Origin of the sequence: Paenibacillus sp. NPDC057934 (genome assembly GCF_042887565.1) — a bacterium.
Classification (GTDB): domain Bacteria; phylum Bacillota; class Bacilli; order Paenibacillales; family Paenibacillaceae; genus Paenibacillus_AQ.
This window is the reverse complement of the sequence record NZ_JBHVPB010000007.1, coordinates 114,466-140,150: the sequence shown is the minus strand read 5'-3', so window position 1 is coordinate 140,150 and position 25,685 is coordinate 114,466. Positions and strand designations below refer to the sequence as shown.

At 47.1% G+C, this 25,685-nt stretch carries 22 protein-coding genes and 1 pseudogene; 19 read left to right on the top strand and 4 right to left on the bottom strand.

The features are described from left to right. Window positions 1–110: 110 nt before the first annotated feature. On the bottom strand, window positions 111–581 hold the full coding sequence (locus tag ACFVRY_RS17525; RefSeq protein ID WP_387501545.1) for a carboxymuconolactone decarboxylase family protein: 471 nt from the start codon (window positions 579–581) through the stop codon (window positions 111–113). A 199-nt stretch (window positions 582–780) separates the two neighbouring features. Between ACFVRY_RS17525 and ACFVRY_RS17520 the strand changes: the two genes are divergently transcribed. The 4 genes from ACFVRY_RS17520 to ACFVRY_RS17505 all read left to right on the top strand — a co-directional run bounded on the left by ACFVRY_RS17520 (window position 781) and on the right by ACFVRY_RS17505 (window position 5,143). Beyond that, window positions 781–1,647: a sigma-70 family RNA polymerase sigma factor gene (locus ACFVRY_RS17520; protein ID WP_387501781.1), complete on the top strand. Its 867-nt coding sequence runs from the start codon at window positions 781–783 to the stop codon at window positions 1,645–1,647. Between the two features lie 222 nt (window positions 1,648–1,869). Beyond that, a complete protein-coding gene (locus tag ACFVRY_RS17515; RefSeq protein WP_387501543.1) occupies window positions 1,870–3,228 on the top strand; it encodes an Nramp family divalent metal transporter in 1,359 nt (452 codons plus the stop codon). Between the two features lie 202 nt (window positions 3,229–3,430). After that, window positions 3,431–4,510 (top strand): oxidoreductase, encoded by a 1,080-nt coding sequence (locus ACFVRY_RS17510; RefSeq protein ID WP_387501542.1) that lies wholly within the window; start codon window positions 3,431–3,433, stop codon window positions 4,508–4,510. A gap of 42 nt (window positions 4,511–4,552) precedes the next feature. After that, on the top strand, window positions 4,553–5,143 hold the full coding sequence (locus ACFVRY_RS17505) for a TetR/AcrR family transcriptional regulator (RefSeq protein WP_387501540.1): 591 nt from the start codon (window positions 4,553–4,555) through the stop codon (window positions 5,141–5,143). Window positions 5,144–5,162: 19 nt separating this feature from the next. On the opposite strand, the pseudogene ACFVRY_RS17500 reads toward ACFVRY_RS17505, so the two are convergent. Next, window positions 5,163–6,324: pseudogene (locus ACFVRY_RS17500) on the bottom strand (MFS transporter). A gap of 40 nt (window positions 6,325–6,364) precedes the next feature. Next, window positions 6,365–7,375, bottom strand: a complete 1,011-nt coding sequence (locus ACFVRY_RS17495; protein WP_387501539.1) for an alpha/beta fold hydrolase — start codon at window positions 7,373–7,375, stop codon at window positions 6,365–6,367. A gap of 37 nt (window positions 7,376–7,412) precedes the next feature. Between ACFVRY_RS17495 and ACFVRY_RS17490 the strand changes: the two genes are divergently transcribed. The 12 genes from ACFVRY_RS17490 (at window position 7,413) to ACFVRY_RS17435 (ending at window position 20,703) form a co-directional block, all read left to right on the top strand. Continuing rightward, complete coding sequence (locus tag ACFVRY_RS17490; protein ID WP_387501537.1) at window positions 7,413–8,312, top strand: LysR family transcriptional regulator; 900 nt, start codon at window positions 7,413–7,415, stop codon at window positions 8,310–8,312. 400 nt (window positions 8,313–8,712) lie between these two features. Continuing rightward, the gene (locus ACFVRY_RS17485; protein WP_387501536.1) at window positions 8,713–9,711 is read left to right on the top strand and encodes a LacI family DNA-binding transcriptional regulator; all 999 of its coding nucleotides are present in this window, start codon (window positions 8,713–8,715) and stop codon (window positions 9,709–9,711) included. A 382-nt stretch (window positions 9,712–10,093) separates the two neighbouring features. Further along, window positions 10,094–11,608, top strand: coding sequence for a sugar ABC transporter ATP-binding protein (locus ACFVRY_RS17480; protein WP_387501535.1), 1,515 nt, complete (start codon window positions 10,094–10,096; stop codon window positions 11,606–11,608). After that, window positions 11,605–12,567, top strand: coding sequence for an ABC transporter permease (locus ACFVRY_RS17475; RefSeq protein WP_387501533.1), 963 nt, complete (start codon window positions 11,605–11,607; stop codon window positions 12,565–12,567). Before ACFVRY_RS17480 ends, ACFVRY_RS17475 begins: the two co-directional genes overlap by 4 nt. Continuing rightward, the gene (locus ACFVRY_RS17470) at window positions 12,564–13,499 is read left to right on the top strand and encodes an ABC transporter permease (RefSeq protein ID WP_387501530.1); all 936 of its coding nucleotides are present in this window, start codon (window positions 12,564–12,566) and stop codon (window positions 13,497–13,499) included. The genes ACFVRY_RS17475 and ACFVRY_RS17470 overlap by 4 nt, the downstream gene beginning before the upstream one ends. 21 nt (window positions 13,500–13,520) lie before the next feature. Then, window positions 13,521–14,564: an autoinducer 2 ABC transporter substrate-binding protein gene (locus tag ACFVRY_RS17465; RefSeq protein WP_387501529.1), complete on the top strand. Its 1,044-nt coding sequence runs from the start codon at window positions 13,521–13,523 to the stop codon at window positions 14,562–14,564. Window positions 14,565–14,588: 24 nt separating this feature from the next. Continuing rightward, window positions 14,589–15,140: an ureidoglycolate lyase gene (locus tag ACFVRY_RS17460; protein WP_379469432.1), complete on the top strand. Its 552-nt coding sequence runs from the start codon at window positions 14,589–14,591 to the stop codon at window positions 15,138–15,140. Window positions 15,141–15,156: 16 nt separating this feature from the next. Beyond that, window positions 15,157–16,479 (top strand): M20 family metallopeptidase, encoded by a 1,323-nt coding sequence (locus tag ACFVRY_RS17455; RefSeq protein WP_387501527.1) that lies wholly within the window; start codon window positions 15,157–15,159, stop codon window positions 16,477–16,479. Then, window positions 16,479–17,210 carry a glutamine amidotransferase gene (locus ACFVRY_RS17450; RefSeq protein ID WP_387501780.1) on the top strand — a complete coding sequence of 244 codons (732 nt, stop codon included), beginning with the start codon at window positions 16,479–16,481 and terminating at the stop codon, window positions 17,208–17,210. The genes ACFVRY_RS17455 and ACFVRY_RS17450 overlap by 1 nt, the downstream gene beginning before the upstream one ends. 246 nt (window positions 17,211–17,456) lie before the next feature. After that, a complete protein-coding gene (locus ACFVRY_RS17445) occupies window positions 17,457–18,857 on the top strand; it encodes an ABC transporter substrate-binding protein (protein ID WP_387501526.1) in 1,401 nt (466 codons plus the stop codon). 106 nt (window positions 18,858–18,963) lie between these two features. Then, complete coding sequence (locus tag ACFVRY_RS17440; protein WP_387501779.1) at window positions 18,964–19,854, top strand: carbohydrate ABC transporter permease; 891 nt, start codon at window positions 18,964–18,966, stop codon at window positions 19,852–19,854. Between the two features lie 15 nt (window positions 19,855–19,869). Beyond that, window positions 19,870–20,703 (top strand): carbohydrate ABC transporter permease, encoded by an 834-nt coding sequence (locus ACFVRY_RS17435; RefSeq protein WP_387501525.1) that lies wholly within the window; start codon window positions 19,870–19,872, stop codon window positions 20,701–20,703. Between the two features lie 84 nt (window positions 20,704–20,787). On the opposite strand, the gene ACFVRY_RS17430 is transcribed toward ACFVRY_RS17435, so the two are convergent. Next, a complete protein-coding gene (locus ACFVRY_RS17430) occupies window positions 20,788–21,462 on the bottom strand; it encodes a Crp/Fnr family transcriptional regulator (RefSeq protein WP_387501524.1) in 675 nt (224 codons plus the stop codon). A gap of 129 nt (window positions 21,463–21,591) precedes the next feature. Here ACFVRY_RS17430 and ACFVRY_RS17425 point away from each other — a divergent pair, with 129 nt between their 5' ends. The 3 genes from ACFVRY_RS17425 to ACFVRY_RS17415 all read left to right on the top strand — a co-directional run bounded on the left by ACFVRY_RS17425 (window position 21,592) and on the right by ACFVRY_RS17415 (window position 25,579). Next, on the top strand, window positions 21,592–22,770 hold the full coding sequence (locus ACFVRY_RS17425) for an adenosylhomocysteinase (RefSeq protein ID WP_387501523.1): 1,179 nt from the start codon (window positions 21,592–21,594) through the stop codon (window positions 22,768–22,770). Between the two features lie 284 nt (window positions 22,771–23,054). Further along, window positions 23,055–23,861, top strand: coding sequence for a tyrosine-protein phosphatase (locus tag ACFVRY_RS17420; RefSeq protein ID WP_387501522.1), 807 nt, complete (start codon window positions 23,055–23,057; stop codon window positions 23,859–23,861). Between the two features lie 20 nt (window positions 23,862–23,881). Next, complete coding sequence (locus ACFVRY_RS17415; RefSeq protein WP_387501519.1) at window positions 23,882–25,579, top strand: glycoside hydrolase family 3 protein; 1,698 nt, start codon at window positions 23,882–23,884, stop codon at window positions 25,577–25,579. Window positions 25,580–25,685: the final 106 nt, after the last annotated feature.

The following is a 25,685-nucleotide window of genomic DNA, read 5'->3' as shown; positions in this document are numbered from 1 at the left end:
AGGCCGTCCCGTCATGGGGCGGCCTATTTTGTGTACGTCTTTGCCCGTTATACAATAAAAAAGGACGTCCGGTAATGGACGCCCTTATTAATTCTTAACAGCGGACTGTTTTAACGGGAGGGAACGCTGACTACTTGCTTTGTGGGGACGTTAAGGCGGTTCCAGAAGTTGACCGTGGCGATTCCGGCAATGAGAGTGGCTAGCGCCTGTTCACCGTATTGCTGGGCAGCCTCGTTATAAATATCGTCCGGCACCGCATCTGTACGGTCGCTGAGTCGAGTGATTGCTTCACTCAGGGCCAGGGCAGCACGTTCGGCATTGCTGAAATGCGGTGTTTCACGCCATGCGGCTAAGGCTAGCAACCGTTCTGTCGTTTCGCCAGCTGCTAACGCATTACGCGAATGAAGATCTACACAAACACTGTCTCCATTGATTTGACTTGCCCGAAGATAGGTAAGGAACAGTGTCTGTTTCGGAACGCTGGATTGTTCTGCGGACGCGAAGAGGGCTGTGCCCAGGGATTGTAAAGCTGGAAACATTTCCGGTACGGTAACAACTGGACTTTTCATTCTGGATTGCATGGTAACACTCCTTTATTTTTTCTGAATGGAGCCCTTTATTCAGCTCTTCACTACAATGACGAATGGTCTCTCGGGAATGTGACAAACTTGCAGAAGAAACGAGGAAATAAACAAATAATTAGCGTATTGTCACATCGTCCGGATTTGTTTCGTCAATATTGTAGATGGTATTTTTATATTTTAAGGAAGGATCTGAATGATGAACGAACATGAATGGTTGGCAGAGCAATTCGAAGCGCTTCGGAATCACTTGCAGGCGGTGGCCTATCGAATGCTTGGATCGTTGAGCGAGGCGGAGGATGCGGTACAAGAGTCCTGGCTGCGTCTTAGCCGTTCGGATACAAGTGGTGTTGATAACCTGGGAGGGTGGTTGACCACGGTTGTCTCGCGGGTGTGCCTCGATATGCTGCGGTCACGAAAATCAAGACGCGAGGAATCGATAGAAGCGCACTTGCCTGAGATGTTCGCGCGCCATGAGGATAGAAGTGACCCGGAGCATGAGGCATTATTGGCTGACTCTGTCGGGCTTGCGCTGTTGGTTGTTCTGGGAAATCTGAAGCCTTCAGAACGCGTCACGTTTGTGCTGCACGACATATTCGCGCTGCCCTTCACCGAGATCGCCCCGATCGTAGGGAAATCCGAGACAGCAGCCAGACAAATTGCCAGCCGGGCACGCCGTAAGGTACAAGGTGTAGAAAAGGAGCCGGAAGCTAAGCTTGATAGTCAACGCGAACTTATTGATGCGTTTCTTGCTGCAGCGCATGCCGGCGATTTCGATACCCTATTAACAGTGCTTGATCCGAACGTAGTGCTTCGTGATGATCGCCAGACAGGGGAAGCAAGAGTCACTGTAGGCGCGAACGCTCTGGCCAATCAAGTTGCGGGACGTACAAAGGCTGCGCAGCCAGCTCTCGTAAATGGGTCCATCGGTGTAATTGCTGCTCCTCGCGGAAAACTACTCTATGTACTTGAATTTACAATGAGGCACGGGAAAATTGCCGAGATCGACTTAATATCTGACCCCATTCACATAAGTAAGCTTGACCTAGCGGTGTTAAGGGATTGAGAAGCTGTAACAGGCGTTCTCGTTTTTAACAATAGAATAAGGGCCGTTCCAAGCATCTGTTTTTTGGATGTTGGGACGGCCCCCTTTTTTTAGTCTCGTACATAAAATTTAGCTATTGACAAAAATGTTTCTCGAGAGCAAAATAAAATTTGTCAGTATACGTTCGTTAAGTTTAGGGGCTCGGAACAACCCCGCGATTAATATGTGAAAAGAGGAGAGGCCATGAGTACAGGAATTCAGCAAGTAAAAGAAAAACATGGATGGTTGCGGAGCAGTTCTAGTATTAGTTTGGAGGAGGTAAACAATTCCGTTAAAATTCCGCTAAAGTCAGGATTCTGGAGAAAGTTTCTGGCATTTGCGGGGCCGGGGTCACTGGTAGCCGTCGGCTATATTGATCCGGGTAACTGGGCAACCTCAATCGCGGGCGGCGCACGTTTTGGCTACACTCTTTTATCTGTTATTTTAATTTCAAATTTGATAGCCATGCTGCTTCAAGTCTTGTCAGCCAAGCTCGGGATTGTGACCGGAAGAGACTTGGCACAGGCAACAAGGGATGCTGTCGGTCCCAAAATGGCTGTTTTTCTATGGATTCTAACGGAGCTTGCTATTGTGGCAACAGATCTGGCAGAAGTCATTGGATCGGCGATTGCCCTAAATTTGTTATTCGGGATCCCTTTGTTATGGGGGATAGCTATTACTACACTTGATGTGCTGCTATTGTTATTTTTACAGAAAAAAGGTTTTCGGATTATTGAGTCGATTATTATCGTCTTAATGTTCACTATATTCGCAGTATTTACCTTTGAAGTGATCATATCGAAGCCGGAAGTATCGGCTTTATTGGGCGGTTATGTTCCTAAATTTGAGATCATCACGAATCCCGAGATGCTCTTTATCTCATTAGGAATTTTGGGAGCAACAGTGATGCCACACAATCTGTACTTACATTCATCGATTGTACAGACCCGGCAATATGAGAGAACGGCTAAGGGACGGAAAGAAGCGCTCAAGTTTTCTGTTCTCGATTCTAATATTTCATTGTTCTTTGCTTTCTTGATTAACTCTGCTATTTTGATCCTCGGTGCGGCTGCTTTCCATGGCACGGGTCTAAATGTATCGGAAATAGAAGGTGCGTATGAGCTTTTAAGTCCTACTCTTGGCGTTAGTATTGCTGGTACGTTATTCGCAGTCGCATTGCTTGCCTCTGGGCAGAACTCGACCATTACGGGAACTTTGGCAGGGCAGATTGTGATGGAGGGCTTTGTACGATTGAGAGTGTCTCCGTGGCTCCGCAGATTGATTACCCGCTTGCTGGCTGTAGTGCCTGCATTTATCGTCACTTGGATAGCCGGCTCCAGGGGAACCGGCGACATGTTGTTATGGAGTCAAGTAGTGCTTAGTCTGCAGTTGCCTTTTGCCGTTATTCCACTTGTACTGTTCACCAGCGATAAGCGGAAAATGGGTGAATTCGCCAATCGGCCGTGGATTAAAATTCTAGCTTGGTTATCAACCGGCGTTATCGTTGCCCTCAATGTGTTCTTGGTGTGCTATATTATTTTGACTGGTCATGATTTAGGATGACATAAGCGAAAGCCCCTTGGGAATCCAAGGGGTTTTTATGTATATACGCTTGAGAGTACTGAGCTTGAACGTGTTTAATCTCTCTGTGGAGCATTCGCTGATTCTTATTATTGACCAAAAGGTAAATAACTGATATTATAAAGCCACGTAATATTTAATGACCTTTTGGTCAATAATAATAACTAATAAAAGGAGCAACTTCATGACAATATCTAACGCACTGCTTTCCAGCTTCCAGCTTGGAAATATAACCCTTAAAAATCGTGTGGCGCTTGCCCCGATGACACGGATGTCCGCGGACAACGATGGCCGTGCAACCGACAGAATGGCAAGATATTATGAGAGCTTCGCTGCAGGTGGCTTCGGTCTTATCATTGCAGAAGCAGCATACCCAGATGAGGAATATAGCCAAGGCGTTTTGAATCAACCGGGGATCGCCAATGATGATCACGTTACTGCATGGAAAGCTGTAACTGATGCTGTACATGCCCGAGGCAGCAAGATTGTTTTGCAAATTGCTCATGCTGGCGCAGTATCACAAGGTAACCGGTATCGAAAGGGAGCAGTTGCTCCTTCATCCGTGAAGCCCATTGGGGCAGAACAGGGACAAGCCCCGAGGGAACTTACCATTAAGGAGATTCAAGATATTATTGCCGGATTTGCAGAGTCAGCAGTGCGAGCTGAACAAGCAGGCTTCGATGGAATCGAACTTCATGGTGCCAGTGGTTTTTTAATAGATGAATTCCTAACGGATTACACCAATCTTCGTCAAGATGAATATGGCGGCTCTACTGAAAAGCGTACCCGTTTCATAACCGAGATTATTAGAGCTATTAGGGAAAAAGTCGGTAATCGCATCGTTGTTGGTATTCGTATTTCGCAAGCAAAGATCAATAATTATGAGTACAAATGGGCGAATGGTGAACAAGATGCCGAGATCATATTTGGCGCCATTGGCGCAGAACAAACGGATTATATTCATATCACGGAATACAATAGCTTAGCCCCTGCTTTTGCGAACAGTAATTTGACGTTAGCTGAGCTTGCCAAGAAGTATGGGAAAACAACGGTAATCGCCAATGGGCAATTGGATCAACCCGGAGATGCACAGAAGGCACTTGAGGCAGGTTCGGATCTGATTTCTCTTGGAAAACCAGCGCTAGCCAATCATGATTGGGTCAAAAAAGTGCAAAATGGCCTGCCTATTGAAGAATTTACAGGGGAAGTATTGAGTCCGGCACCGACTATAAAAGACAGTGAGTTATACAAGGAGAATGACTAAGCGCTATTGACACCATAATCTATAAGTGGATATGATCAGTGTATGAGTAGACCTAGAGAGTTTGACTATGATAAAGTATTGCATCAATTAATGCTGACATTTTGGGAGAAGGGCTATAAAGGCACTTCCCTGGCAGATTTGGTGGCAGTCAGCAATTTGAAGAAGCAAAGTCTATACGGGGCTTATGGCGATAAACATGCTTTGTTTATAAAGGCGCTTCGTCTGTATCGAATGCAAGCCATGACTTCCATTCAAGAATTGTTGAATCAAGAACCATCGGCGTTAAGAACATTAGAATTATGGAAAATAAATTTGCTGGAGCCCAGTGACGACACTTGTCCGAAAGGTTGTTTTATCGTGAACATGGCTCTTGAGCTAGGCACAGAGGATGCTGAGGCTTCAGTGGAAATTGATGCTCTGTTTAAAGACTCGGAGAAGTTACTTGAGGAAGTCATTATTCGTGGTCAACAAGCAGGAGAAATTACATCTCATTTTCCAGCCAGCCTTATCGCTAAAAATTTAGCAACCACCCAACATGGGATCCGAGTATTGAATAAAACTAGCAGTTCACAAGAAGAAATCAGAGCAATTCTTGATTATAGTATTGATTCGATAAGAGCTGTCCCGCGCTGAAAAGCACGGGGCAGTTTTTTTATAGCGTGCCGGGGACACTTCTTTTTCTGAACAGCCAGATCGCAAGAAATAGAGCCATGCTTACAGCAGCCAGCCCGAGCCAATTCAAGTACAGAACAGAGGTATTGCTGATGACAAGCCCGCCCAATCCAGATCCCAATGCAAAACCTAACTGGATAAAGGAAGTATTCACGCTTAGCGCCATATCGGGATTTCTGGGTACCAGGGTAACCAGTAATAGCTGTTGGGCAGGAGAAATGCTCCAGGTCGTTAACATAAAGACCATTAAGACCAAGATGAATAGAAATTGATTGATGCCAGCCAGTCCAAAGGCAAGGAGCGTTGCTCCTTGTAACAGGAGTCCTAGACAAATGGTGAATTTCGATCCTTTTGCATCGGCCAATTGCCCGCCCATTCTTGATCCTACGAAGCTGCAAACTCCGGCCAGGAATAGAACACCACTAATCTCGGTTATGGACAGTGAGGAGGTGGCCTGCAGGAAAGGAGTAATATAAGTGAACAGGGTAGAATACCCGCCGATATACAATAAAGTAATACCCAAGGCAGTCAGAATTTTTGGATCTTTTAGCATAGAGAGTTGCATCCTGAGGGTAACTATTCCCTCTTCTTTGATTGCCGGAACCTTTCTATAGATGATTAGCAATGGAAGAACGCTTAATAAACCGATCGCAAGAAAGAGAACTCTCCATCCAAGCCTCTCGCTAAAAAAAGGTCCCCATCGGAACACCCAGCACAAGCGAACTGCTGAGACCCATCAAAATAATGCCGATGGCCCATCCCCGTCGTTCTTTTTCAACCCGTCGTGTTGCTACTGCCATAGCGACCACGGCAGCCATTCCTCCACTAGCCCCTTGAATCATTCGCACCCATAGTACGATTTCATAAGAAAGATCCGCAAACATAAGTCCGTTAGTGGCAATGAACACACCAAGAGAAATCATAAGCAGCTTCTTGCGATCCACATTTATAGTCAGTGCGATTAAAACCGGAGTGATAATGGCTCCTGCGAGCGCAAATACAGTCACTAATAGCCCAACTTTGGAAGTAGAAATGCTCAAGTCCAGGGCAATCATATCAATGACTCCTGTAATAATGTATTCAATGGTTCCGATCAGAAAGACTGCAAGTGCCAGGATATAGATGATCATGTTATTTCTCAATGGGTTCGCTCCACCTTCTATTATTCACTTTGCGTTGAAATCATTCCCCCAAGAAAGTCTTCAGTTGTTGATCTATGAATTCGGAATCGGGCCCATGCTGGCCAATGCCTGCGCAATGCCCCCATTTCGAGTCAATCGGGAGGAAGATTGCATCCGGCATACATTGTGCTTCATAGTCGTTATCCTGGGGAGGAAAGAACAAGTCAGTACTTCCCGGCATGACTAGCGCACGGGCTGTAATACTTCGTAATGCAAGTTCGAAATTGCCGTTATACGCCTGATTTGCGCTGATATCGCCGCTGATTCCGGTGCGTAACATGGTAATCAGGTCATTGGCGTCGAAAGTCAGAAACACTTGATCCCAGTAGTTCACAAGATAATCCTCCAGAGTGTGGTAACCCTCTTGCTGATAGAGCTGCTCCAGATAGTAAGCCTGGGAAAAGCCCCAAGGTGCATAGACCCGACCCATTGCGGCTAATTCGGCCTTAGGCTGCTGTTTATAAAACCCATTCTCCCAAGCAGAATCCGCTAGAAGTGCAGCGATCATGCTTGCAAATACAATCTGTGCATGTGGCCTTGTTTGAGCGGTACCACCGAATGGGGCAATGCGTCTTACCATGTCGGGATAGCTGGCTCCCCACTGGAAGGTTTGAACGGCTCCGAGTGACCAGCCGACGACGAGGGCGATTTTGTTAATCCCAAACTTCTGGGTCACCAGTTGATGCTGCAGACGCACGTTATCGTAAATCGTCACCACCGGAAAGTTCCCGCGATCATAGGGCGGAGCCGTATTGCTCGGCGAGGAGGATAATCCATTACCCAGCATGTTCGGAATGATGATAAAATACTTTTCCGGGTCCAGCGCCTTGCCAGGCCCAATTAACCATTCATTATCGGTATGCAGACCTGTAAAGCAGGTGGGGTAGACAATGACATTATCTTTTGCCGCATTCAGTGTTCCAAAAGTTTTATAGGCAAGAATGGCATTTGGCAGGATGACACCGGATTGCAGCAGGATATCCCCCAGTTCATAGATTTCGTAATCTCTCATCGTATCAATCTCCTTTTTCGTAAATGCAAGATGTACTGTGGAATTGCGCCAACTCAAGACCTTTCATACCCTTGCTGCTACACTCAACTTTAGCCGCGCTGCAGAAGTGCAAAACTACGTCCCGTCAACAGTTACGATGCAGATGAAGGCTCTGGAGGAGGAATTAGGGGTTAAGCTGGTGGACAGGCTGGGGAAGAAAGTGATATTAACCGATGCGGGGAGACGGTTCCTCGGATACGTTGACAACATATTAAGGGAGCTTGAAGAAGCAGAACAAGTGGTCAGACAATCTGGCGAGATGACAGGGACACTGGTCATAGGTGCAGATGAAACGTTGTGTACGTACCGCTTGCCGGATGTATTGCGGCGCTTTCGCTTGCGCTATCCTGGAATTCGCCTAATGTTCCGCGCACTTTCCGATGACAATCTCAAACAGAGTCTGCGGGAAGGGGACGCGGATATTATTTTTATGCTGGATGAGGACAAGGGTGGGACCGGATTTTGTGGAGAAAAATTGCTGGATGAAGCCTTTTACGTCCTGGCCGCGCCCGATCATCGCTTGGCAGCACGTCCGACATTGACTGTTGAAGATTTTAAGGGTGAGACCTTTTTGCAGACAGAGAAGGGTTGTTCCTATCGCACATTTTTTGAGCGAAGTCTGTCGCAGAAGGGCATAAGAGGAGTTACGGAATTGGAGTTTAACAGTGCAGAAGCGATCAAGCAGTGTGCGAAAATAGGAATGGGCATTGCTATATTGCCTGAAATGGCCGTGGTCGAAGAAATGAAACGGGGAGAATTGGTTCCGTTGGCGTGGGATTTTACAGCCATATCCTTCGCAACCCGAATGTTCTGGCATGAAGAGAAGTGGATCTCGCCTGCAATTGAAGCCTTTATAAGCTTAAGCAGGGATACATTTTTGGGGAATAGCCAATTGTAGAAACCAATGATAACACCTTGAAAGGCTGCTTCCATGTCGTAGGATGTGAAAGTCAGTCTTTCAAGGTTTTTTGCGTGTATCGCATTGAAGTGATGGGGTTATGATTATGTTATATAAACTAACATAAAATTGATCGTTTCTTTTGTTTTAACACGAATTATACCAGGTGCATCATATAATGTTATGTTAATGAGAGGTAAATCTTTATTTTTAAAAATTTTTAAAATATATTGATAACTTATATAACATGTACTAGAATGAAATTAGAAATTGCGTAAACGTTTTTGCAAAATAACAGATTTATGTTAAATAGTCTCACATTATAAAAGGTATAAAGGTTGTAAAAACGTTATGACAAAAACAGAGGTAAAGAATGGAAGTGGTTGTCACGAAAAGGGACATGACGATTAAGGATGTAGCTAAAACGGCTAATGTGTCTGTTGCTACTGTATCTCGAGTAATCAATGGACTAGACCGGGTAAGTGAGGCTACACGAAAAAAAGTATTGAAAGTAATCGATGAGTTAAACTTCGTGCCGAACACGATAGCGGCATCTATGGTTAATAAAAAAACAAATATGCTGGCGGTAGTTGTGCCGGAGATTCAAAATCCCTTCTACACGGCAGTGATAGGCGGAACGGTGGAAGTGGCGAAGAAAGCAGGCTTTGTCACCCTTGTTGTATCCACAAATGGCGATGAAGCTGAAGAGTCTACCTATTTCGAGAGTTTTCTTGGAAAAAACGCCGATGGCTTTATCTTAATTGGTACTCATAAGACAGCAGATTTCTACCAGACCATTCGCAAGCCAACGATTCTGGTGGATCGGTACATCGATAATAGCGGTCATGATGGTGTGATGATTGATAACTATCGCGGCGCTTATGAAGCTACCAAGCATTTTCTAGAGTATGGTCACACGCGGATTGCCATTATAGACGGGAAGCATGACTTTAATGATGGTAAGGATCGTTATTGGGGATACCAGCGAGCTATGGTTGAAGGTGGAGTTAGTCCTGATCCTAAGTATCACAAGCAAGGGAGCTGGCTGGAGGATAGCGGGTATCAATCTACCCTTGAATTAATGCAAGCCGAGGTACCTCCGACAGCGATTTTCGCAGCCAACAACTTGATCTGCCAGGGAGCCATCAAGGCGATTCGGGATTTGAACCTGGAGGTCGGGGAAGACATTTCATTAATTGGTTTTGATGAGAATGAACTGGCCGAATTTGTGAAACCGAAGGTAACGGTTGTTCGCAGACCTACTCGTGAAATGGGAACACAAGCTGCGGAGATGTTGATTAAGAGAATTAGAGGTAAAAATACGGATGAGACGAACCCTAAGAAAGTCATACTGGATGTCGAACTAATGAAATACGGCTCCGTCAAAAAAATGAATTAGTCGAAGAAGGGTAACATGGCAAAGGTCTTGGTGGTATCCAAATATCTATGTGGTAAGGGGGCAGCTTGAATTATGCTACTGCTGCCTCCGCGTTGACGGTATCGGCTCCTGGCGCTCAAAGTTCTATTCCTGAAGAAGCGCAGGTCCTTGAATTTATGGAAAAAGAAAGAGCGGGTTAGGATAAGTGGGATTCAGATGATCTGCTGTGTGAAATGGAATCCGGAAGGGCGTCATAGGAATAGATTCCATGTTGCTTTTTTTGAAGGGGATTGTTGCATTAATTTACTGTGTTGATTTAAAGCTGAGTCTTGTTGAAGTATACCGGATTTTACATTTTTCACTAGTCAGCCAATCGTAACAGTCTGAAAAGGGAGGGTTAACGATGGAACGTCCGATCTTATTGATGGAGGGGATCAGCAAGGAGTTTCCGGGTGTAAAAGCTTTGGAAGACGTCGATTTCGAGCTTTATCCCGGAGAGATTCATGCTTTGATGGGAGAGAATGGGGCTGGTAAATCCACTTTAATGAAAATATTATCCGGTGTGTATGCACCTACCAAGGGGATTATCCGGCTCAAAGGACAGGATGTCGTCTTTCGTAATCCTCTCAATGCGCAGCATCAAGGTGTATCTATCATTCATCAGGAATTTAATCTGTTTCCCAATTTGTCTGCGGCAGAGAATATTTATATCGACCGTCCGGAAATGGTGGGAAGATTCGGAAGAATCCAGTGGTCAAAATTATATAGTGAAGCTCAGAAACTGGTTGACTCTATTGGTGGAAGAGGGATTGATGTTCGTAAGGAAGTACGGCATCTGGGGGTTCACAGCCAGCAGGTCATCGAAATTGCCAAGGCGTTATCCTTCCAGGCTGATGTACTGATCATGGACGAGCCCTCCGCAGCGCTGCCGGAGAATGAAGTGCAAAAGATGTTTGATGTGGTAAAGCGGCTTAAGGAGCAGGGCGTAGCTATCGTCTATGTCTCGCACCGAATGAAAGAAATATTCGAGATTGCAGATAAAGTGACGGTATTAAGAGACGGGAAGAAAATCGCCACGCACAAGATCGCAGAGGTTACCGAGCAGAGCCTGATTCAGATGATGGTCGGCAAGGAAGTCGCTCAATTATATCCTGTGCGAACCGTAGAGCCGCGTGAAGAGATTGTGCTTCAGGTGAAGCAGTTGTCTCTCGATTCCACGCATTCCATTTCGTTCAACTTGAAAAAGGGTGAGATTCTAGGCCTATTCGGAATACCAGGCTCCGGCTCCCACACCGTAGCAGAGCGACTCTTCGGGTTGGTGAAGGGAACAGGAGAAATCGAGATCAATGGTGTTCAAGTGCAAATCAATACCCCAAATGAGGCAAAAGCCAAGAAGATTGCTTATGTTCCGCCAGACCGTCACCGCCAAGGCATTATTAAACCGATGTCGATCCGGCAAAATTTAGCGATGCCGATTCTGCCTGAGCTTTCAAAGGGTTTGATGCTGGAACAGGAACGGATTAAGAAGATGAGTAGTTTCTATATGGAGCAACTGCATATCAAGGCACCAAATGATCTGCAAAGTGTCGATTTTCTAAGCGGTGGCAATCAGCAGAAGGTAGTTATCGGCAAATGGTTGGCTGCAGAGCCGGAAATCCTCATTCTCGAAGAACCCACACGTGGTGTGGATGTGGGGGCGAAGGCCGAAATCTATAACATTATTCATCAGTTGGCATTAAGGGGCTTGAGCATATTGCTTATTTCATCAGAGATGCCAGAGGTCATCGGCCTCAGTGATCGAATTCTGGTGCTGCATAAGGGAGAGATTGTCCATGAATTCGGACGTGGAGAAGCGGATCAGGAGCAACTGCTGAAACGAGCCTCCAATCCGCGGACTAGGGGAGGAGATGTCATATGAAGCGTCTATTGAACATCCACGAAGCACCGATCATCTTGTTCACGGTATTGATAGGCATTCTGTTTACAATCATCTCCCCGGAATTTCTTCAACTGGATAATGCGAAGCTGATACTGGATCAGAATACTTCAAGTGCGATTGTTGCCATTGGAATGACTATGGTGATTCTGCTGGGCGGCATCGACTTGTCGGTAGGCTCGGTGCTGGCACTGACCGCCACTTCAGTGGGGCTGTTCCTCAGTCACGGGATGTCACCCTGGCTCGCTTCCTTGCTTGGCGTTGGTATAGGGATTCTGTGTGGCATGTTTAACGGCTATTTCATTGCTGTGCTGAACATCCCGGACATTATTGTTACCTTGGCTTCGATGTATATCTTTCGGGGTCTGGCCGTTGGCATCAGCGGCGGAACATGGATGACTAATTTTCCATCAGGATTCCAGTTCTTCGGACAAGGTCAGGTTCTGGGCATATCCTTTCCGTTAATCGTTACTGTACTCCTGATCATCGGCTTTATCTTTCTTCTAAAATTCACCCGCTTTGGCCGCAGAATCTATGCAATTGGCGGTAATAAAGCTGCGGCCAAGCTGGCCGGAGTGAGTATACCGAAAACCAAATTTATGGTCTACGTATTCAGTGGAATGCTTGTCGGTATCGCGGCAGTGATTTTTGCCTCCAAGGTGGGCAGTGTTCAGGCCTCAACGGCAGGCGGCAATCTATCCTTTGAGGTGATGGCGGCGGTCTTGATCGGTGGGGGAAGCATCTTCGGCGGTACCGGCACGATTGCTGGAACTGCGGTCGGTATTCTCTTGATGGGGATTATCAAGAACGGTCTGGTCATTGCTAAAGTTTCTCCATTTTGGGTAGATGCGACGACCGGGTTTCTGATCATTCTGGCGATTGCCATTAATACGCTGCAATACGTCAGACAAAATAAACGCAAAGGCGGCGAGCTGATATGAGTGCACTGACCCAATGGTTTAACTTCAAATCTAATAAAATGCTGGTTCAGATGCTCTTGTTTATCTTCATCCTCGTCTTTTTCAGCATCCAATCTCCTTACTTCCTGTCATTCAACAATTTCATGAATGTGCTGAATCAGATGGTTGAGGTCGGTCTGATCGCAATCCCGATGACTATGATTATTATCTCCGGCGCCATGGATCTTTCCGTCGGCTCGATTCTTGCCTTCTCCGCGGTTTGTATGGGACTTGCGTTTCAAGGCGGCCTGAACATTTGGCTTAGCGTGATCATAGGGCTGTTAGCTGGACTAGCATGCGGAGCTGTTAACGGATACCTGATTGCCAGGCATCGCATGCAGGCTATCGTTGTGACCATCGGAATGCTGGTAATGCTTCGCGGTCTTGTCTATGTATTGAACGAAGGAAGGCCGATCAGCGGTTATCCGGATGCCTTCTACTTTCTGGGGCAGCAATATTTCTGGGGAATTCCCTTTAATGCGATTTTCCTGGCCGTCATGTTCCTGATTGCGAATTTTGTAATGAAGAAGACGCGCTTCAGCCTCTATGTATACGGCATAGGCAACAATGAGGAAACCGTCCATTATTCAGGAATTTCTGTTGTTCGCACCCGGTTCATTTTGTTCATGATCAGTGGGTTGTTCTCCGCTTTGGCTGGTGTTTTCCTAGTGTCCCGACTGGCAAGTGCAGAAGCGACATCAGGTACAAATATAGAGCTTGATGTAATAACGGCTACCCTGATAGGAGGCACACATATTTTTGGCGGAAGGGGGAGTCTTGCGGGTACGTTTCTCGGCTTGCTAATTATCGTGTTTTTACGCAATGGCCTGAATTTGTTGGGTGTATCTGTATTGTATCAATCCGTAATTCTCGGCATTCTGTTGTTGATCGCTGTTGGTAAACAAAAAGCATAACTTACTTGGAGGTCGAAGCACATGAGAAAAATAGCTACTACGTTAATTACTGGATTATTGACCCTTACTTTGGCTGCTTGCGGAAATACGAGCAACTCTAAACCACAAGAAAGTGCGGGAAATGATAGCAATCAAGGCTCTTCGTCCACTGCCACAAGAACCTATTTCATCAATCCGAAGTCCATTGGTCCCGCTTATTGGGCAGCCGCTGAAAAAGGAGCCAAGCAAGCAGAGACGGATCTGAAGGTGAAAGTTCTCTTCAATGCTCCGACTGAGGCAGATTCCTCTAAGCAAATTAATATGATTCAGGATATGTTGACTCGTCAAGTGAACGGGATTGGTGTCTCGCCAAATGATGCCAAAGCCGTTGGACCTGTATTCAAGAAAGCAGCCGGTCAGGACGTCAAAATTGTCACCTGGGACAGCGATGCACCAGATACGGACCGTCAATATTATATAGCGCCAGCTACAGATGAAGAAGTTGGAGACAAGCTGGCTAAAACGATCGGCGACGAAATTGGAGGCAAGGGCCAGGTAGCATTCATGGTAGCAGGTCTTGGTTCTCAGAACCAAATTGCCAAATCGGAAGCGGCAAAAGCTTACCTGAAGGCTAACTATCCAGGCGTTGAAGTGGTCACAACGGTGTCCAGTGATGATGATCAACAGAAGGCATATGCCAATGCGCAAAACCTTATCAAAACGTATCCCGATTTGAAGGGTATCATTGGGTTCGCAGGCGGTGAGCCGCCGGCAGCAGCTGAAGTGGTCGAGCAGGCGGTAAAGGCTGGCACTTTGAAAGCAGGACAAATTGCGATTACCGGCATTGCCGTTCCTAGTGTGGTTAAAAACTACATCAAGAATGGCACGATTAAAACAGATATTATCTGGGATCCGGGCAAGCTCGCTTATACGACTGTATATGTCCTCGATCAACTGGCTCAAGGGAAAAAAATCACTGATGGCATGGATGTACCTACGGTCGGCAAGGTGAAAGTGGATGGGCAAAGCGTCTTTATCGGTATGCTGGAAGTCAAGAGTGACAATGTAGACAGCTTTGGATTCTAATCCTAAAGGATAGGAGGCGTAAAAATGCAGCATAGCATCAATGTAGAACCATTAACGAAAGAGGCGTTTGAACCTTTCGGGAAAGTAATCGATCTTCCTTCTTACGCTCCTCCCAAAACGGGAGATGGATGGGACTGCTGGAATTACATCGACATGCTGGATGTACACGAGCCTATTGGCTTTGGACTTGTGATTACGAAAAAGAGGGAGTTCTTGGTGGATGCCATGGAGCGTCACGTAAGCCGGGAGGAACTGCTGCTTACGTTCGATCAAGAGATCATTCAGCCGGTGGCGTTATGTGCCGATATTGATGATCCGGATGAACATCCCGATGCAAGCACAGTGAGATGCTTCCGGATCAAACCGGGGCAAGCCATCATTATTGGCCGGGGTGTCTGGCACAGTCCTGCGTATCCTGCTCATGATGATGCGCGCTACATGTTCGCCATTGAGAAGAAGAAGGACAAATTCGGTGATGAAATGATCAATCCTTGGGTGGATTTCGGAAATGGGGATACGGTAAGTTTCGGAGATGGCTTGTCCATCTCTGAGGCTGACCCGAGCTTGATCAACTAGAGGAGGACTGGCAGCTATGAATCAAGAACGGCAAATTATGCAGTGGATTGATGACCATAACGATGAAATTATAAGCTTCTTACAACAATTGATACAGATTCCGAGTGTGAACCCCTGGTTTTTCGATGAGCCAGGGCCATCCAAAGAAAAAGACGTGCAGGAATTTATTGCCGATAAGCTGAGTAAATTAGGCGCGGAGATCGAATTATGGGAGCCTGTTGCCGATGATTTAAAGCAATATGAAGGAATGGCCGGTTATTATCCGGGAAGAGACTTTCAAGGGAGACCCAATCTGGCAGCTACTTTTGGAGCAGGAGAAGAAGGGAAGTCCCTGTTACTCTTTGGACATATTGACGTAGTAAAAGCTGGTTCGAAATGGACCGTAGACCCCTTTGGGGCAGAGATCATCGACGGCAAGCTGTATGGCCGGGGTACGGTTGATATGAAGGGCGGGGTCGCGGCCATGATTATGGCGGTTGAGGCGATTCTTCGCAGCGGGGCTAAGCTTAAGGGGCCTGTTATTGTGGGGACAGTCGTGGATGAGGAGACGGGTGGCATGGGTGCACTTGATTTCATTCATCATGGCTATCGTGCAGATGGGTGTATATTAACGGAGCCTACTTCACTTACAATCGCTCCATTATGCAGAGGCATTCTGTGGGGCAAAATCAAGGTGCAAGGCCGCAGTGGTCATATCGAAATGCCGCAGGCGGACTGGGAGGATGGCGGGGCGGTGGATGCCATTAAGAAAGCCAGATTCATCCTGGATCAGTTCGATCATCTGAATACAGACTGGGCTGTACGCAAAACACATCCGTATCTCTCGATTCCATGCCAAGTCCATGTTGCGCAGTTTAATGCGGGTGAGTACCCAACTTCATTTGCCAATGAGGCTGAAATCGTGTTTAATGCGCAGTATCTGCCTTCGGAACGGGACGATAAATTAATGGGCGGACATGTGAAGAAAGAACTGGAAGACTTCATTTATAATATAGCAAAATCTGACCCTTGGCTAAACCAGAATCTGCCGGAGATTGAATGGTTGGTGGATGCCGATTGTGCGGAAACCGATGTTGAGCATCCCTTTGTTCAGACTTGTGTTCAATCCCTGCACTCCATTGGTCTGGAAGGCAAGATCGAAGGACTGGGCTTCCATACGGATATGGGCTGGCCGGTTAATGTTGGGATTCCCACAGTGAATTTCGGCCCGGGAGATCCTAGTCTAGCTCACCACAGCGATGAGTTCACACCCGTAAATGAAGTGATAGATGCCGTTAAAATGATCGCGAAGACGATTATAGACTGGTGCGGAACTGAATCTATGGAGGTGCAAAATTGATGAAGGTATTATTCATAGGTGAATCCTGGATTGTTCATATGATTCACACGAAAGGTTATGACAGCTTTACATCAACTAAATATGAAGAAGGAGCTACGTATCTGTTATCCTGCTTGCGCGAAGAGGGTGTAGATGTGACTTATATGCCTTCGCATGAAGTGCAGGTGCGCTTCCCGAAAAGCCTGGAAGAGCTTCAAGCCTTTGATGCCATTGTGATCAGTGATGTGGGTGCCAACACCTTCCTGTTGCAGAACCCAACATTCTATCAAATGCAGATTGTTCCCAATGCGCTAGACTCCATTAGACAGTTTGTTGCTGCAGGCGGCGGACTATTGATGATCGGTGGCTATCTGACGTTTATGGGAATTGAAGGCAAAGCGAATTATAAAAACACCCTTCTTGCCGAGGTGCTGCCGGTTGAAATGATGAATGGGGAGGACCGGGTGGAGATGCCGGAGGGCTTCTCTCCGAAGGCCTCCAAGCCCCATCCGCTGGTCGATTCATTCGGTGAATGGCCGAGACTGCTAGGATATAATAAATTGGTGACCAAGCCGGATGCGGAAGAAATTCTGAATCATAATGGTGATCCAATGCTTGTATTAGGCACCTATGGAGCAGGCAAAACCGCAGCCTTCGCGAGCGACTGTGCGCCGCACTGGGGTTCACTGGAATTCATGAACTGGGAGCATTACTCAGCGTTCTGGGGGAACTTACTCAAAGCTCTAAACTAGAAGGCTGTCCCAGAAATGAATGAGAAGCCATGATATTCGTAAAGCCGCTAAATCGAAAGGTTTAGCGGCTTTTTGACGATTTCTAATTCAGGCTGATGGCTCGTCTGACTGGGATGTTGTTATCGTGAAAAAAAGTTATGAATATCTGCACGGCTTCGGAAATAGAGTTGAATATACGTTACTGTAAGCGTATTCATATAAAATGGATTATATAACCATTTTATATGTACAAAAGGAGGCCAAAGGATGAAGACAGGCAAAAGGGGATTTTGGCTAGTCGCGACGTCGGTTTTAAGTGTGTCCTTATTGTTTGGTTGTACGGATGGTAAGAATAGCCCGGCAGCGACGAGCAAACCAGAGAAGGCCCCTGGGGGACAGACAGCCAAGAAGACGGTTTCGGTCACGTTCAGGGATGACGGTGTTGGTGAGAAGGGAGCGTTCTATAAGTGGTTGAAGGAAGTAGCGGCAAGCTATCCTGATAAAAATGTGGAGATCAAGCCCACGCCGATTCAAGCCTCAGAAGGTGATTATTTTGCGAAGATCGCTCTGGCTTTGAAGTCCAAGGATACCGCACCGGATATTGTAACTGAAGATACGTTTATTCTGAATTCGGATGCCAGTGCAGGATTCTTGGAGCCGCTTGATGATAGATTGGCGAAGTGGGAGGACTGGACCAACGGCTCCTTCATCGAAGCGATGAAGAAGGGGGTTACGGCTAGTGATGGCAAAGTGTACGGCGTTCCTTACAACACGGATTCCCGCGGATTATGGTACAACAAGCAGATTTTCAAACAGGCTGGTCTTCCAGAAGACTGGCAGCCGAAGACATGGGAAGATGTCTTGAGTGCGGCCAGAACGATCAAAGAGAAAGCGCCGGATGTCGTGCCGATCTGGATGAACATGGGCAAGGCGACGGGGGAGGCAACCTCCATGCAGACCTATGAAATGCTGCTGTATGGTACAGGTGAGAGGCTGTACGATGATGCTACCGGTAAATGGACAGTCAAAAGCCAGGGTATTCTCGATGCGCTTGGTTTCGTAGAGACGGTTAATAAGGAAAAGCTGGGGCCACCGCTGTCCAAGGTGCTCAACGGTCAGGCTGGCAACACCGCTTCCCGCGAATACCTGCCGAAAGGCAAGCTGGCGATTTCTCTGGACGGATCATGGATTCCAGGGAATTATCTCGATACCGGGGCTGCGCCTTGGCCGGAATACAAGGATGTGCTGGGTTTTGCGCCGATGCCTACCAGTAAAGGACAGGAGCCGGGCTCCATAACGCTGGCTGGTGGCTGGGCATTGTCGATTCCAAGCAACTCCAAGAATAAGGATGAAGCGTGGGCGTTTGTTCAATACGCGTTAGGTAAGGAAAACACCCAGAATCTGGTTATTGCTTCCGGAAATATCACCGTGCGTGCCGATGTTGCCAAGGACCCGGGATATACGAAAATGCCGTTTAACGAGATTGCGACAGAATACCTGAAAAACGCGGAGTTCAGACCTGCTCAGGATAAATATCCAGAAGTGTCCACACAAATCCAAACGATGGTGGAATCCGTGGCTACGGGAACTGCACCTGCTGATGCGATGAATAAATATGCGCAGGATGTTACCCGTATCGTTGGGGCGGATCATGCAGTGGAGAAATAGAAGAGAATAGCTGAGGGCCGGCTTGCTCAAGCATTCTTTCAGGTTATCCATGGATGCTTGGGCAAGCGGCTTTGTGCAGAACTACAGCATGGAAGGAGAACGGCACATGAGCAGTTTATCGGTGGACGTTTACGGTAAGTCCAAAAAATCGTATGCGTGGCTCTTTTTTTTACTGCCTTCGCTCGCGATTATGCTACTATTTTTTATTTATCCGATATTGTTGACGTTCTTCTATTCCTTTACGAACCTGGCGTTGACCGGTGAAGCCGCGAAGGAATTAAAATTTATCGGGTTTGATAACTATACACGAATGTTTCAGGACCCCACGGTAAGAATCAGCATCTGGAATACGTTGATCTTCCTGATCGGCTCGGCGGTGATCGGCCAACAGGTGCTCGGATTTCTTGTTGCCCTGCTGATGAAGCAGCGGAATAAAGCCTTTCGGCGCGTTATCGGAACCATCGTGCTTGCGGGCTGGGTGACGCCAGAGATCGTATGCGCCTTGTGTCTGTACAGCTTTTTTGGGGATGATGGTACGCTGAATGCGATCATTGGCTTTTTCGGATTTTCGGAAGTGACGTGGTTGTTTACGGTGCCGATGCTCACCATTATCCTGGCGAACATTTGGCATGGTACGGCATTTTCAATGCTAGTATTCCAAGCGGCGCTGGATGATGTACCCACTGAAATTGAGGAGGCTGCGGTGGTGGACGGGGCATCCAAGTGGAAAATATTCACTCGCATTATTCTCCCTTATATCAAAGGGACCATCACAACCAACATGATGCTGGTCACCTTGCAGACGCTTGGGGTGTTCGGCCTGATTTATGCGATGACCGGGGGCGGTCCTGGTAACTCCACAACTACGCTGCCCATCTTCATGTACAACCAGGCTTTCGTGAATTATCAGCTCGGTTACGGGACGGCCATATCGTTATTATTGCTGCTAATCGGTATCGTACTAAGTCTGTTATATATCCGCTCGATGAAAGAGTAACCGAGGTGAATCCATATGAATGCCAAACAACGCAAACTAATCTTTCGCATCCTGCCGTATGCGATCCTTGCAGGGATTGGAATATGCTTCGTGCTACCGCTGCTCTGGATTCTGGTGGCTTCTGTAGATCCCAATGCGATGCAATCTCTAAAGGTTCCCAGCCAGCTCACCGGGGCTAATTATATTGAAGTGATCACAAGCAGAGATAATCAAAGAGCCTTCCTGATCGGCCTTGTAATGTCGCTTAGCCAAGCTGTGCTGGTTGTAGTTCTAGCTTTGCTAGCAGCCTATCCGCTATCACGTTATCAGTTGAAGTATAAGAAACCGTTCATGCTTACGATCTTATTCATGACATCCTTGCCGATTACGGCGGTTATGGTGCCTGTGTATCAGTTGTTTCTGGGACTGAAGCTGTACGACAATATTCTTGGCGTCATTCTGTTCTATGTAGCGTCTTCGATGCCGTATGGCATTTGGATGATGAAAAATTTTATGGATTCGGTGCCGAGTGACCTGGAAGAAGCCGCTTGGGTGGATGGCGCATCGGTGTTTACGGGAATCCGCAAGGTTGTAGCTCCGCTTATGGTTCCCGGCATATGTACGGTGGCGATTTTCACCTTTTCGGGCAGTTGGGGCAACTTCTTCGTGCCTTATATCCTGCTCCAATCCCCTGAGAAATTTCCGGCTTCTGTGAAGCTATATCAGTTCTTCGGGCAATACGGCATGGTTGATTATGGAAGCCTGGCTGCATTCTCGGTCCTGTATGCCATCCCGGCGATCATCATGTATATTCTCTCACAGCAGTACATGTCCAAGGGGTTTGGGTTACAGGGAGGCACCAAAGGGTAGAGCCTTTCGAGAGAGGCCTTCTAATAAACAAACTTTTTTGAAAATCCTAACGGCAGAAATGCCGTTTTTTGTTTGGAGACATATTTAAAAATAAGACGAGTACTGTCTCAGTTTATTTATATCTGTGATAGTTATGGTTTTATTTTCCTTAATAATAATCCGGTCATCTATAAGTTCATTGAGCAGCCGCCGGAGATGGCGGTCCGAAATGCCCAGCATGCCGGCAACCTCCTTGCTGACAAAGAAAATTGCCGGCGTCTCGAAGAGCTCCGAAGTCTGCAATAGGTATTTGCATAATTTGTTGCGAGCAGGGTACAGCAGGGATCTGGCATTCTGAATGGAGGAGCGCATCAGCTTCTCTGTTATGCTGGAGCACATGAACATCAGGAAGGGGACGGATCGGGTCAGCGTACTGTTCATGATCTCCAAGGGGATTCGCAGAATTTCCGTTGGCACAGCGGCAATTACGGTATGAAGGTATTGGCATTTATGAAAATATTCAATGTCCCCCAGCAGTCCCCCGCGCTCCAAATAATCCACTACAGCAATGTTTCCTTTCTCAGATGAATTATGAATGGCTACCTTGCCCTCGATAATGATAAAGAACTCCGTCACTTCATTGCCGGTAGAGATCACTGTTTCGTTCTTCTTGTAACACTTGATTTCCAGAGCAGGAAGGATCTCGTCCGGAATAAGGTCTTGCAGATTGGCCTTTACGATGGCTGCCCTAAGGTCTGGTTGAGGCTTGTTGGCCGTCATGCAGCAGACTCCTCACGTCTTTATTTGTCGTCTTAAAAAAGCGGACATATGTCCTCCTGATTATGATTTTCAAATCATTATACTAGAGCCAGAAAGACAAGACAAATGCATAGAGACAGAGGTGACAGTATGAATTCTATAATTGATGATCATAGTTTGGCGAATGCGGGAGCTGAAAGAATGCATTGGTTCCGGGAGCGGATGCCTGTTGTTGCTGGGGTAAACCGTACATTTAAGGAGCAGCAGATCTTCAAAGGCAAGACGATTGCGGTGTGTATGCATATTGAACCCAAGACCGGATTTTGGATTGAGGGACTGCTGGGCGGTGGTGCGGAGCATGTCTATCTGGTGGGTTGTATGGGGACAACGAAGAGGGATACTGCGGCATATTTGGCTTCCCTCGAACATATCACCGTGTTAGGTATGGAAGGGGACACATACGAAGACCACAAGGAATATCTCAAGCTGGTGATGGAGCATAAAATAGACATTTTCCTCGACAACGGCGCTAGCCTGATTCTGGCTCACCATGAGCTTAATCCGGGCTGGAGTCCTATGGGCGCCAATGAGGAGACGCGTTCCGGGAAGCTGCTTATCGAGAAAAGCCGTGTAGAAACGGCCTATCCCATTGTGGTGATTGACGACTCGCCCCTGAAGCAAATTCTGGAGAATGCTGTGGGTGTCGGTCAGTCGGTTGTTGACGGATTTATGCGAACCACCAGCCTTCTGGTCGGGGGCAAAAAGGTGCTTGTGGTGGGTTATGGATACTGTGGGAGCGGTGTAGCGAAGAAGTTCCGTGGCTTAGGGGCCACGACCCTCGTGTATGATCTCAATCCTGTCTATCAATTGAAGGCGAAGTCGGATGGCCATATTGTAGGTGAATTGCAGGAGTTAATTCCTCAGGCAGATGTCATTATTACTGTGACGGGTGCCTTTGATGTCATTACCGAGCAGCACATTCCTTTATTCAAAGATAAGGTGATCCTCGGCAATTCCGGTCATTACAGCTTCGAGATCAATGTCAAAGCCATCAAGCAGGCTGCCATTTCAATAGAACAAGTCAAGGAGGGGATTGAACGAATCCGCTTTGGGGAGAAAAGTCTCTATTTGCTGCATCAAGCCAATCCGCTGAACCTTGCCGGTGCTGACGGTAATCCGATTGAAATCATGGATCTTGGGTTAGGCTTACAATCCTATTCTGCCTATCGTATTGTTACAAGAGCTGAGACGTTGCAAGCCGGTATGCAGCCGGTGCCGGATGATATTAATGAAAGCATCAGTCAGCTATTCATTGAATCCTTGAAGTGATCCAATCATCTGCAGGGAAATAAGACAACGAACAGTTGAGTCACGAAGTGTAGTTTGTGAAAGTATACAAAAGGATGATCTCCTCTTATGAGGAGACATCCTTTTTTTGTTTTGTTGATGATTTCTTTACTCAGATTTAATCATTACATAATAAATCGCACTTATACTCAGAGGTGTTTACTCATAGTAAATACATACTTACCATGAGTGAATGAATGATGACAAACCGCCCGCAAGGCATTCTAAAATGCTGGTTTCGGGCTAATATCAGGTGGGGTGAACATATGAATCGGTTAATTCCTTTCCAAGGAACACATAATTTTCGTGATATGGGTGGTTATCGTACTGCGGATGGCCGCAAAGTTAAACAAGGCCTATTCTTTCGTTCAGACGAATTATTTGCTTTATCAGAGCAGGATATGAAGGACTTTCAGGGTCTGAATATTCGAACGATTATTGATTACCGTAGCGAATATGAAGTGCAGAAGAAACCTGATCCGGTCTTCCCGCAGGTAAACCAACTGCACGTACAAGCTATTACGTCCGGTTCGATGTCGATGATGAATATGCCGGAGCAGACGGAGAACAAGGATCAGCAGGAGCATTTTATTATCGGTCTGTTGAAAAGCGGATTCTTCAAGCAATATCGTTCAGACACGATGATGCTGGAGCTATACCGAAACTTGGCAATTAACAATCCGGCATACAAACGGTTAATGGATCTAATTCAGCTTGAAGACAATCTCGGATTGCTGCAGCATTGCACGGCTGGTAAGGATCGAACCGGAGTGGGGGCAGCTCTGATATTTATGGCGCTCGGCGTTTCAGAGGCCGACATTATGGAGGATTATCTGCTCACCAATGAAACGATGAAAGAGGTTAATGAGCAAATTCTGCACCAGCTTTCCGGGCATGCGAATGCGGAGGATCTGAACAATATTGAGCAAATGCTTGGCATTAAAGAAGAGTATATGGAGGCCGTTTTTGAATCCATTAAGGGCAAATATGGAGACTACGACTCGTATTTAGCTGTGGAGTTCGACCTAACGCCTTCCAAACGGGAAGCTTTGCAGAAGTTGTGTCTGGAATGAGTGTCAGGGGGATCAATAACGTGGTAAACTTGGAGGCAAAACCGTTTAATTTACAGCAGGCGGACATTCAATGGGTTCATGAAACATTGTCCGCTATGGACGTCAAAGCGAAAATCGGACAGCTGTTCTGTCTGATCGGCTGGACCGATGATCCACAGCAGCTAAAGGCGCTGATTGAAGCCATCAAACCGGGCGGGATGTTATTTCGCCCTGGAGCAGGGCAGCGAGTGCAGGAGACGCATCGCTTCATTCAAGAGTTGTCTGATATTCCGTTGCTTCTTGCTGCTAATTTGGAAGCCGGGGGGAACGGGACTGCTATCGACGGCACTTACTTCGGCAATCCTCTGCAGGTTGCCGCTACGGATGATGAAGACATGGCCTATAAGCTGGGTCTGGTGGCTGGCAGGGAAGGCTGGGCCGTTGGCTGCAATTGGGCCTTTGCGCCGGTAGTAGACATTGATCTTAACTTTCGTAACCCGATAACGAATGTTCGGACGTTCGGAGCCGATCCAGCACGTGTCGCAAGGATGGCGAAAGCGTTCACTGCAGGGATGCAGGAGAGTGGACTTGCAGTGTCAGTCAAGCATTTTCCGGGTGATGGTGTGGATGAACGCGACCAGCATCTCTTGACCACGGTGAATTCGTTGTCCGTTGAAGCGTGGGAAGCGACCTATGGGAAGGTTTTTCGGGAAGTGATCGAGGCGGGGGCCAACACCGTAATGGCCGGCCATATTATGCTTCCGGCATACTCGCGAATGCTCGCTCCCGGCCTAAGTGATGAGGAAATCATGCCCGCGACTTTGGCCCCCGAGCTGCTACAGGGGTTGCTCCGGGACCGTCTGGGTTTTAATGGCCTTGTTGTTACGGATGCTACACTGATGGCTGGCTTTATGATGGCAGAGAGACGTGAGATTGCCGTTCCGAAGGCTATCGCTTCGGGCTGTGATATGTTCTTGTTCAACAAGAATATAGAGGAAGATTTCAGCTTCATGGAGAAAGGGTTGGAAAGCGGAATCCTGACCATGCAAAGGCTGGATGAAGCCGTCACCCGCATTTTAGCCCTCAAAGCATCTTTAGGGCTCCATCTGCGGCAACGTTCCGGCACACTTGTTCCGGAGCCGGAGGCGCTCTCGCTGCTGCAATGTGAGGAGCATCGGCTATGGTCGAAGGCCTCCGCAGACCAAGGTGTCACCCTTGTCAAAGATACGCAACAATTGCTGCCAATTTCTGTCCCTAAGCATAGACGTGTACTCTTATATAGTCTGACAAACGGTAAAGTACCTGGGAAGGGTTCGCATGTAGGCCAACTGGCAGAGCGATTAGTAAAGGAAGGGTTTGAAGTCACACGCTTTGACCCTGAACGACTTGACTTTGCAGCCATATTCCAATCCGTAGAGAAGCTGCGCGATCAGTACGACCTGATTCTATACGCAGCAAATGTGGAGACAGCAAGCAATCAGACGACAGTGCGCATTCATTGGGAACCGTTTCTTGCTGCGAATGTACCGTGGTTTGTTAAGGAGCTGCCAACGGTGTTTGTTTCTTTTGCCAACCCGTATCATTTGCTGGATGTTCCCCGTATACCCACGTATATTAATGCCTATTCGTGCAATGAAGCCACAATTGAAGCTGTCGTTGACAAGCTGCTCGGTCGTTCACCTTTTGCGGGAACCGATCCGGTAGATTCATTCTGCGGTTTGTGGGAAGCAAAGCTGTAGCCTGTATAAGTTGAACAAAAGAGAGTAACAAAACGCAAGAAGGAACGAAGGGGGAAGTTTGGAACTGTAGGAGCGCAGCGATCGCCTTTGTCGCCAGATTTCAACC

Excerpts from the sequence above, each read along its gene's own strand:
- ACFVRY_RS17525 (WP_387501545.1), bottom strand. The coding sequence starts at position 581 with ATGCAATCCAGAATGAAAAGTCCAGTTGTTACCGTACCGGAAATGTTT.
- ACFVRY_RS17520 (WP_387501781.1), top strand. The coding sequence starts at position 781 with ATGAACGAACATGAATGGTTGGCAGAGCAATTCGAAGCGCTTCGGAAT.
- ACFVRY_RS17515 (WP_387501543.1), top strand. The coding sequence starts at position 1,870 with ATGAGTACAGGAATTCAGCAAGTAAAAGAAAAACATGGATGGTTGCGG.
- ACFVRY_RS17510 (WP_387501542.1), top strand. The coding sequence starts at position 3,431 with ATGACAATATCTAACGCACTGCTTTCCAGCTTCCAGCTTGGAAATATA.
- ACFVRY_RS17505 (WP_387501540.1), top strand. The coding sequence starts at position 4,553 with ATGAGTAGACCTAGAGAGTTTGACTATGATAAAGTATTGCATCAATTA.
- ACFVRY_RS17495 (WP_387501539.1), bottom strand. The coding sequence starts at position 7,375 with ATGAGAGATTACGAAATCTATGAACTGGGGGATATCCTGCTGCAATCC.
- ACFVRY_RS17485 (WP_387501536.1), top strand. The coding sequence starts at position 8,713 with ATGACGATTAAGGATGTAGCTAAAACGGCTAATGTGTCTGTTGCTACT.
- ACFVRY_RS17480 (WP_387501535.1), top strand. The coding sequence starts at position 10,094 with ATGGAACGTCCGATCTTATTGATGGAGGGGATCAGCAAGGAGTTTCCG.
- ACFVRY_RS17475 (WP_387501533.1), top strand. The coding sequence starts at position 11,605 with ATGAAGCGTCTATTGAACATCCACGAAGCACCGATCATCTTGTTCACG.
- ACFVRY_RS17470 (WP_387501530.1), top strand. The coding sequence starts at position 12,564 with ATGAGTGCACTGACCCAATGGTTTAACTTCAAATCTAATAAAATGCTG.
- ACFVRY_RS17465 (WP_387501529.1), top strand. The coding sequence starts at position 13,521 with ATGAGAAAAATAGCTACTACGTTAATTACTGGATTATTGACCCTTACT.
- ACFVRY_RS17460 (WP_379469432.1), top strand. The coding sequence starts at position 14,589 with ATGCAGCATAGCATCAATGTAGAACCATTAACGAAAGAGGCGTTTGAA.
- ACFVRY_RS17455 (WP_387501527.1), top strand. The coding sequence starts at position 15,157 with ATGAATCAAGAACGGCAAATTATGCAGTGGATTGATGACCATAACGAT.
- ACFVRY_RS17450 (WP_387501780.1), top strand. The coding sequence starts at position 16,479 with ATGAAGGTATTATTCATAGGTGAATCCTGGATTGTTCATATGATTCAC.
- ACFVRY_RS17445 (WP_387501526.1), top strand. The coding sequence starts at position 17,457 with ATGAAGACAGGCAAAAGGGGATTTTGGCTAGTCGCGACGTCGGTTTTA.
- ACFVRY_RS17440 (WP_387501779.1), top strand. The coding sequence starts at position 18,964 with ATGAGCAGTTTATCGGTGGACGTTTACGGTAAGTCCAAAAAATCGTAT.
- ACFVRY_RS17435 (WP_387501525.1), top strand. The coding sequence starts at position 19,870 with ATGAATGCCAAACAACGCAAACTAATCTTTCGCATCCTGCCGTATGCG.
- ACFVRY_RS17430 (WP_387501524.1), bottom strand. The coding sequence starts at position 21,462 with ATGACGGCCAACAAGCCTCAACCAGACCTTAGGGCAGCCATCGTAAAG.
- ACFVRY_RS17425 (WP_387501523.1), top strand. The coding sequence starts at position 21,592 with ATGAATTCTATAATTGATGATCATAGTTTGGCGAATGCGGGAGCTGAA.
- ACFVRY_RS17420 (WP_387501522.1), top strand. The coding sequence starts at position 23,055 with ATGAATCGGTTAATTCCTTTCCAAGGAACACATAATTTTCGTGATATG.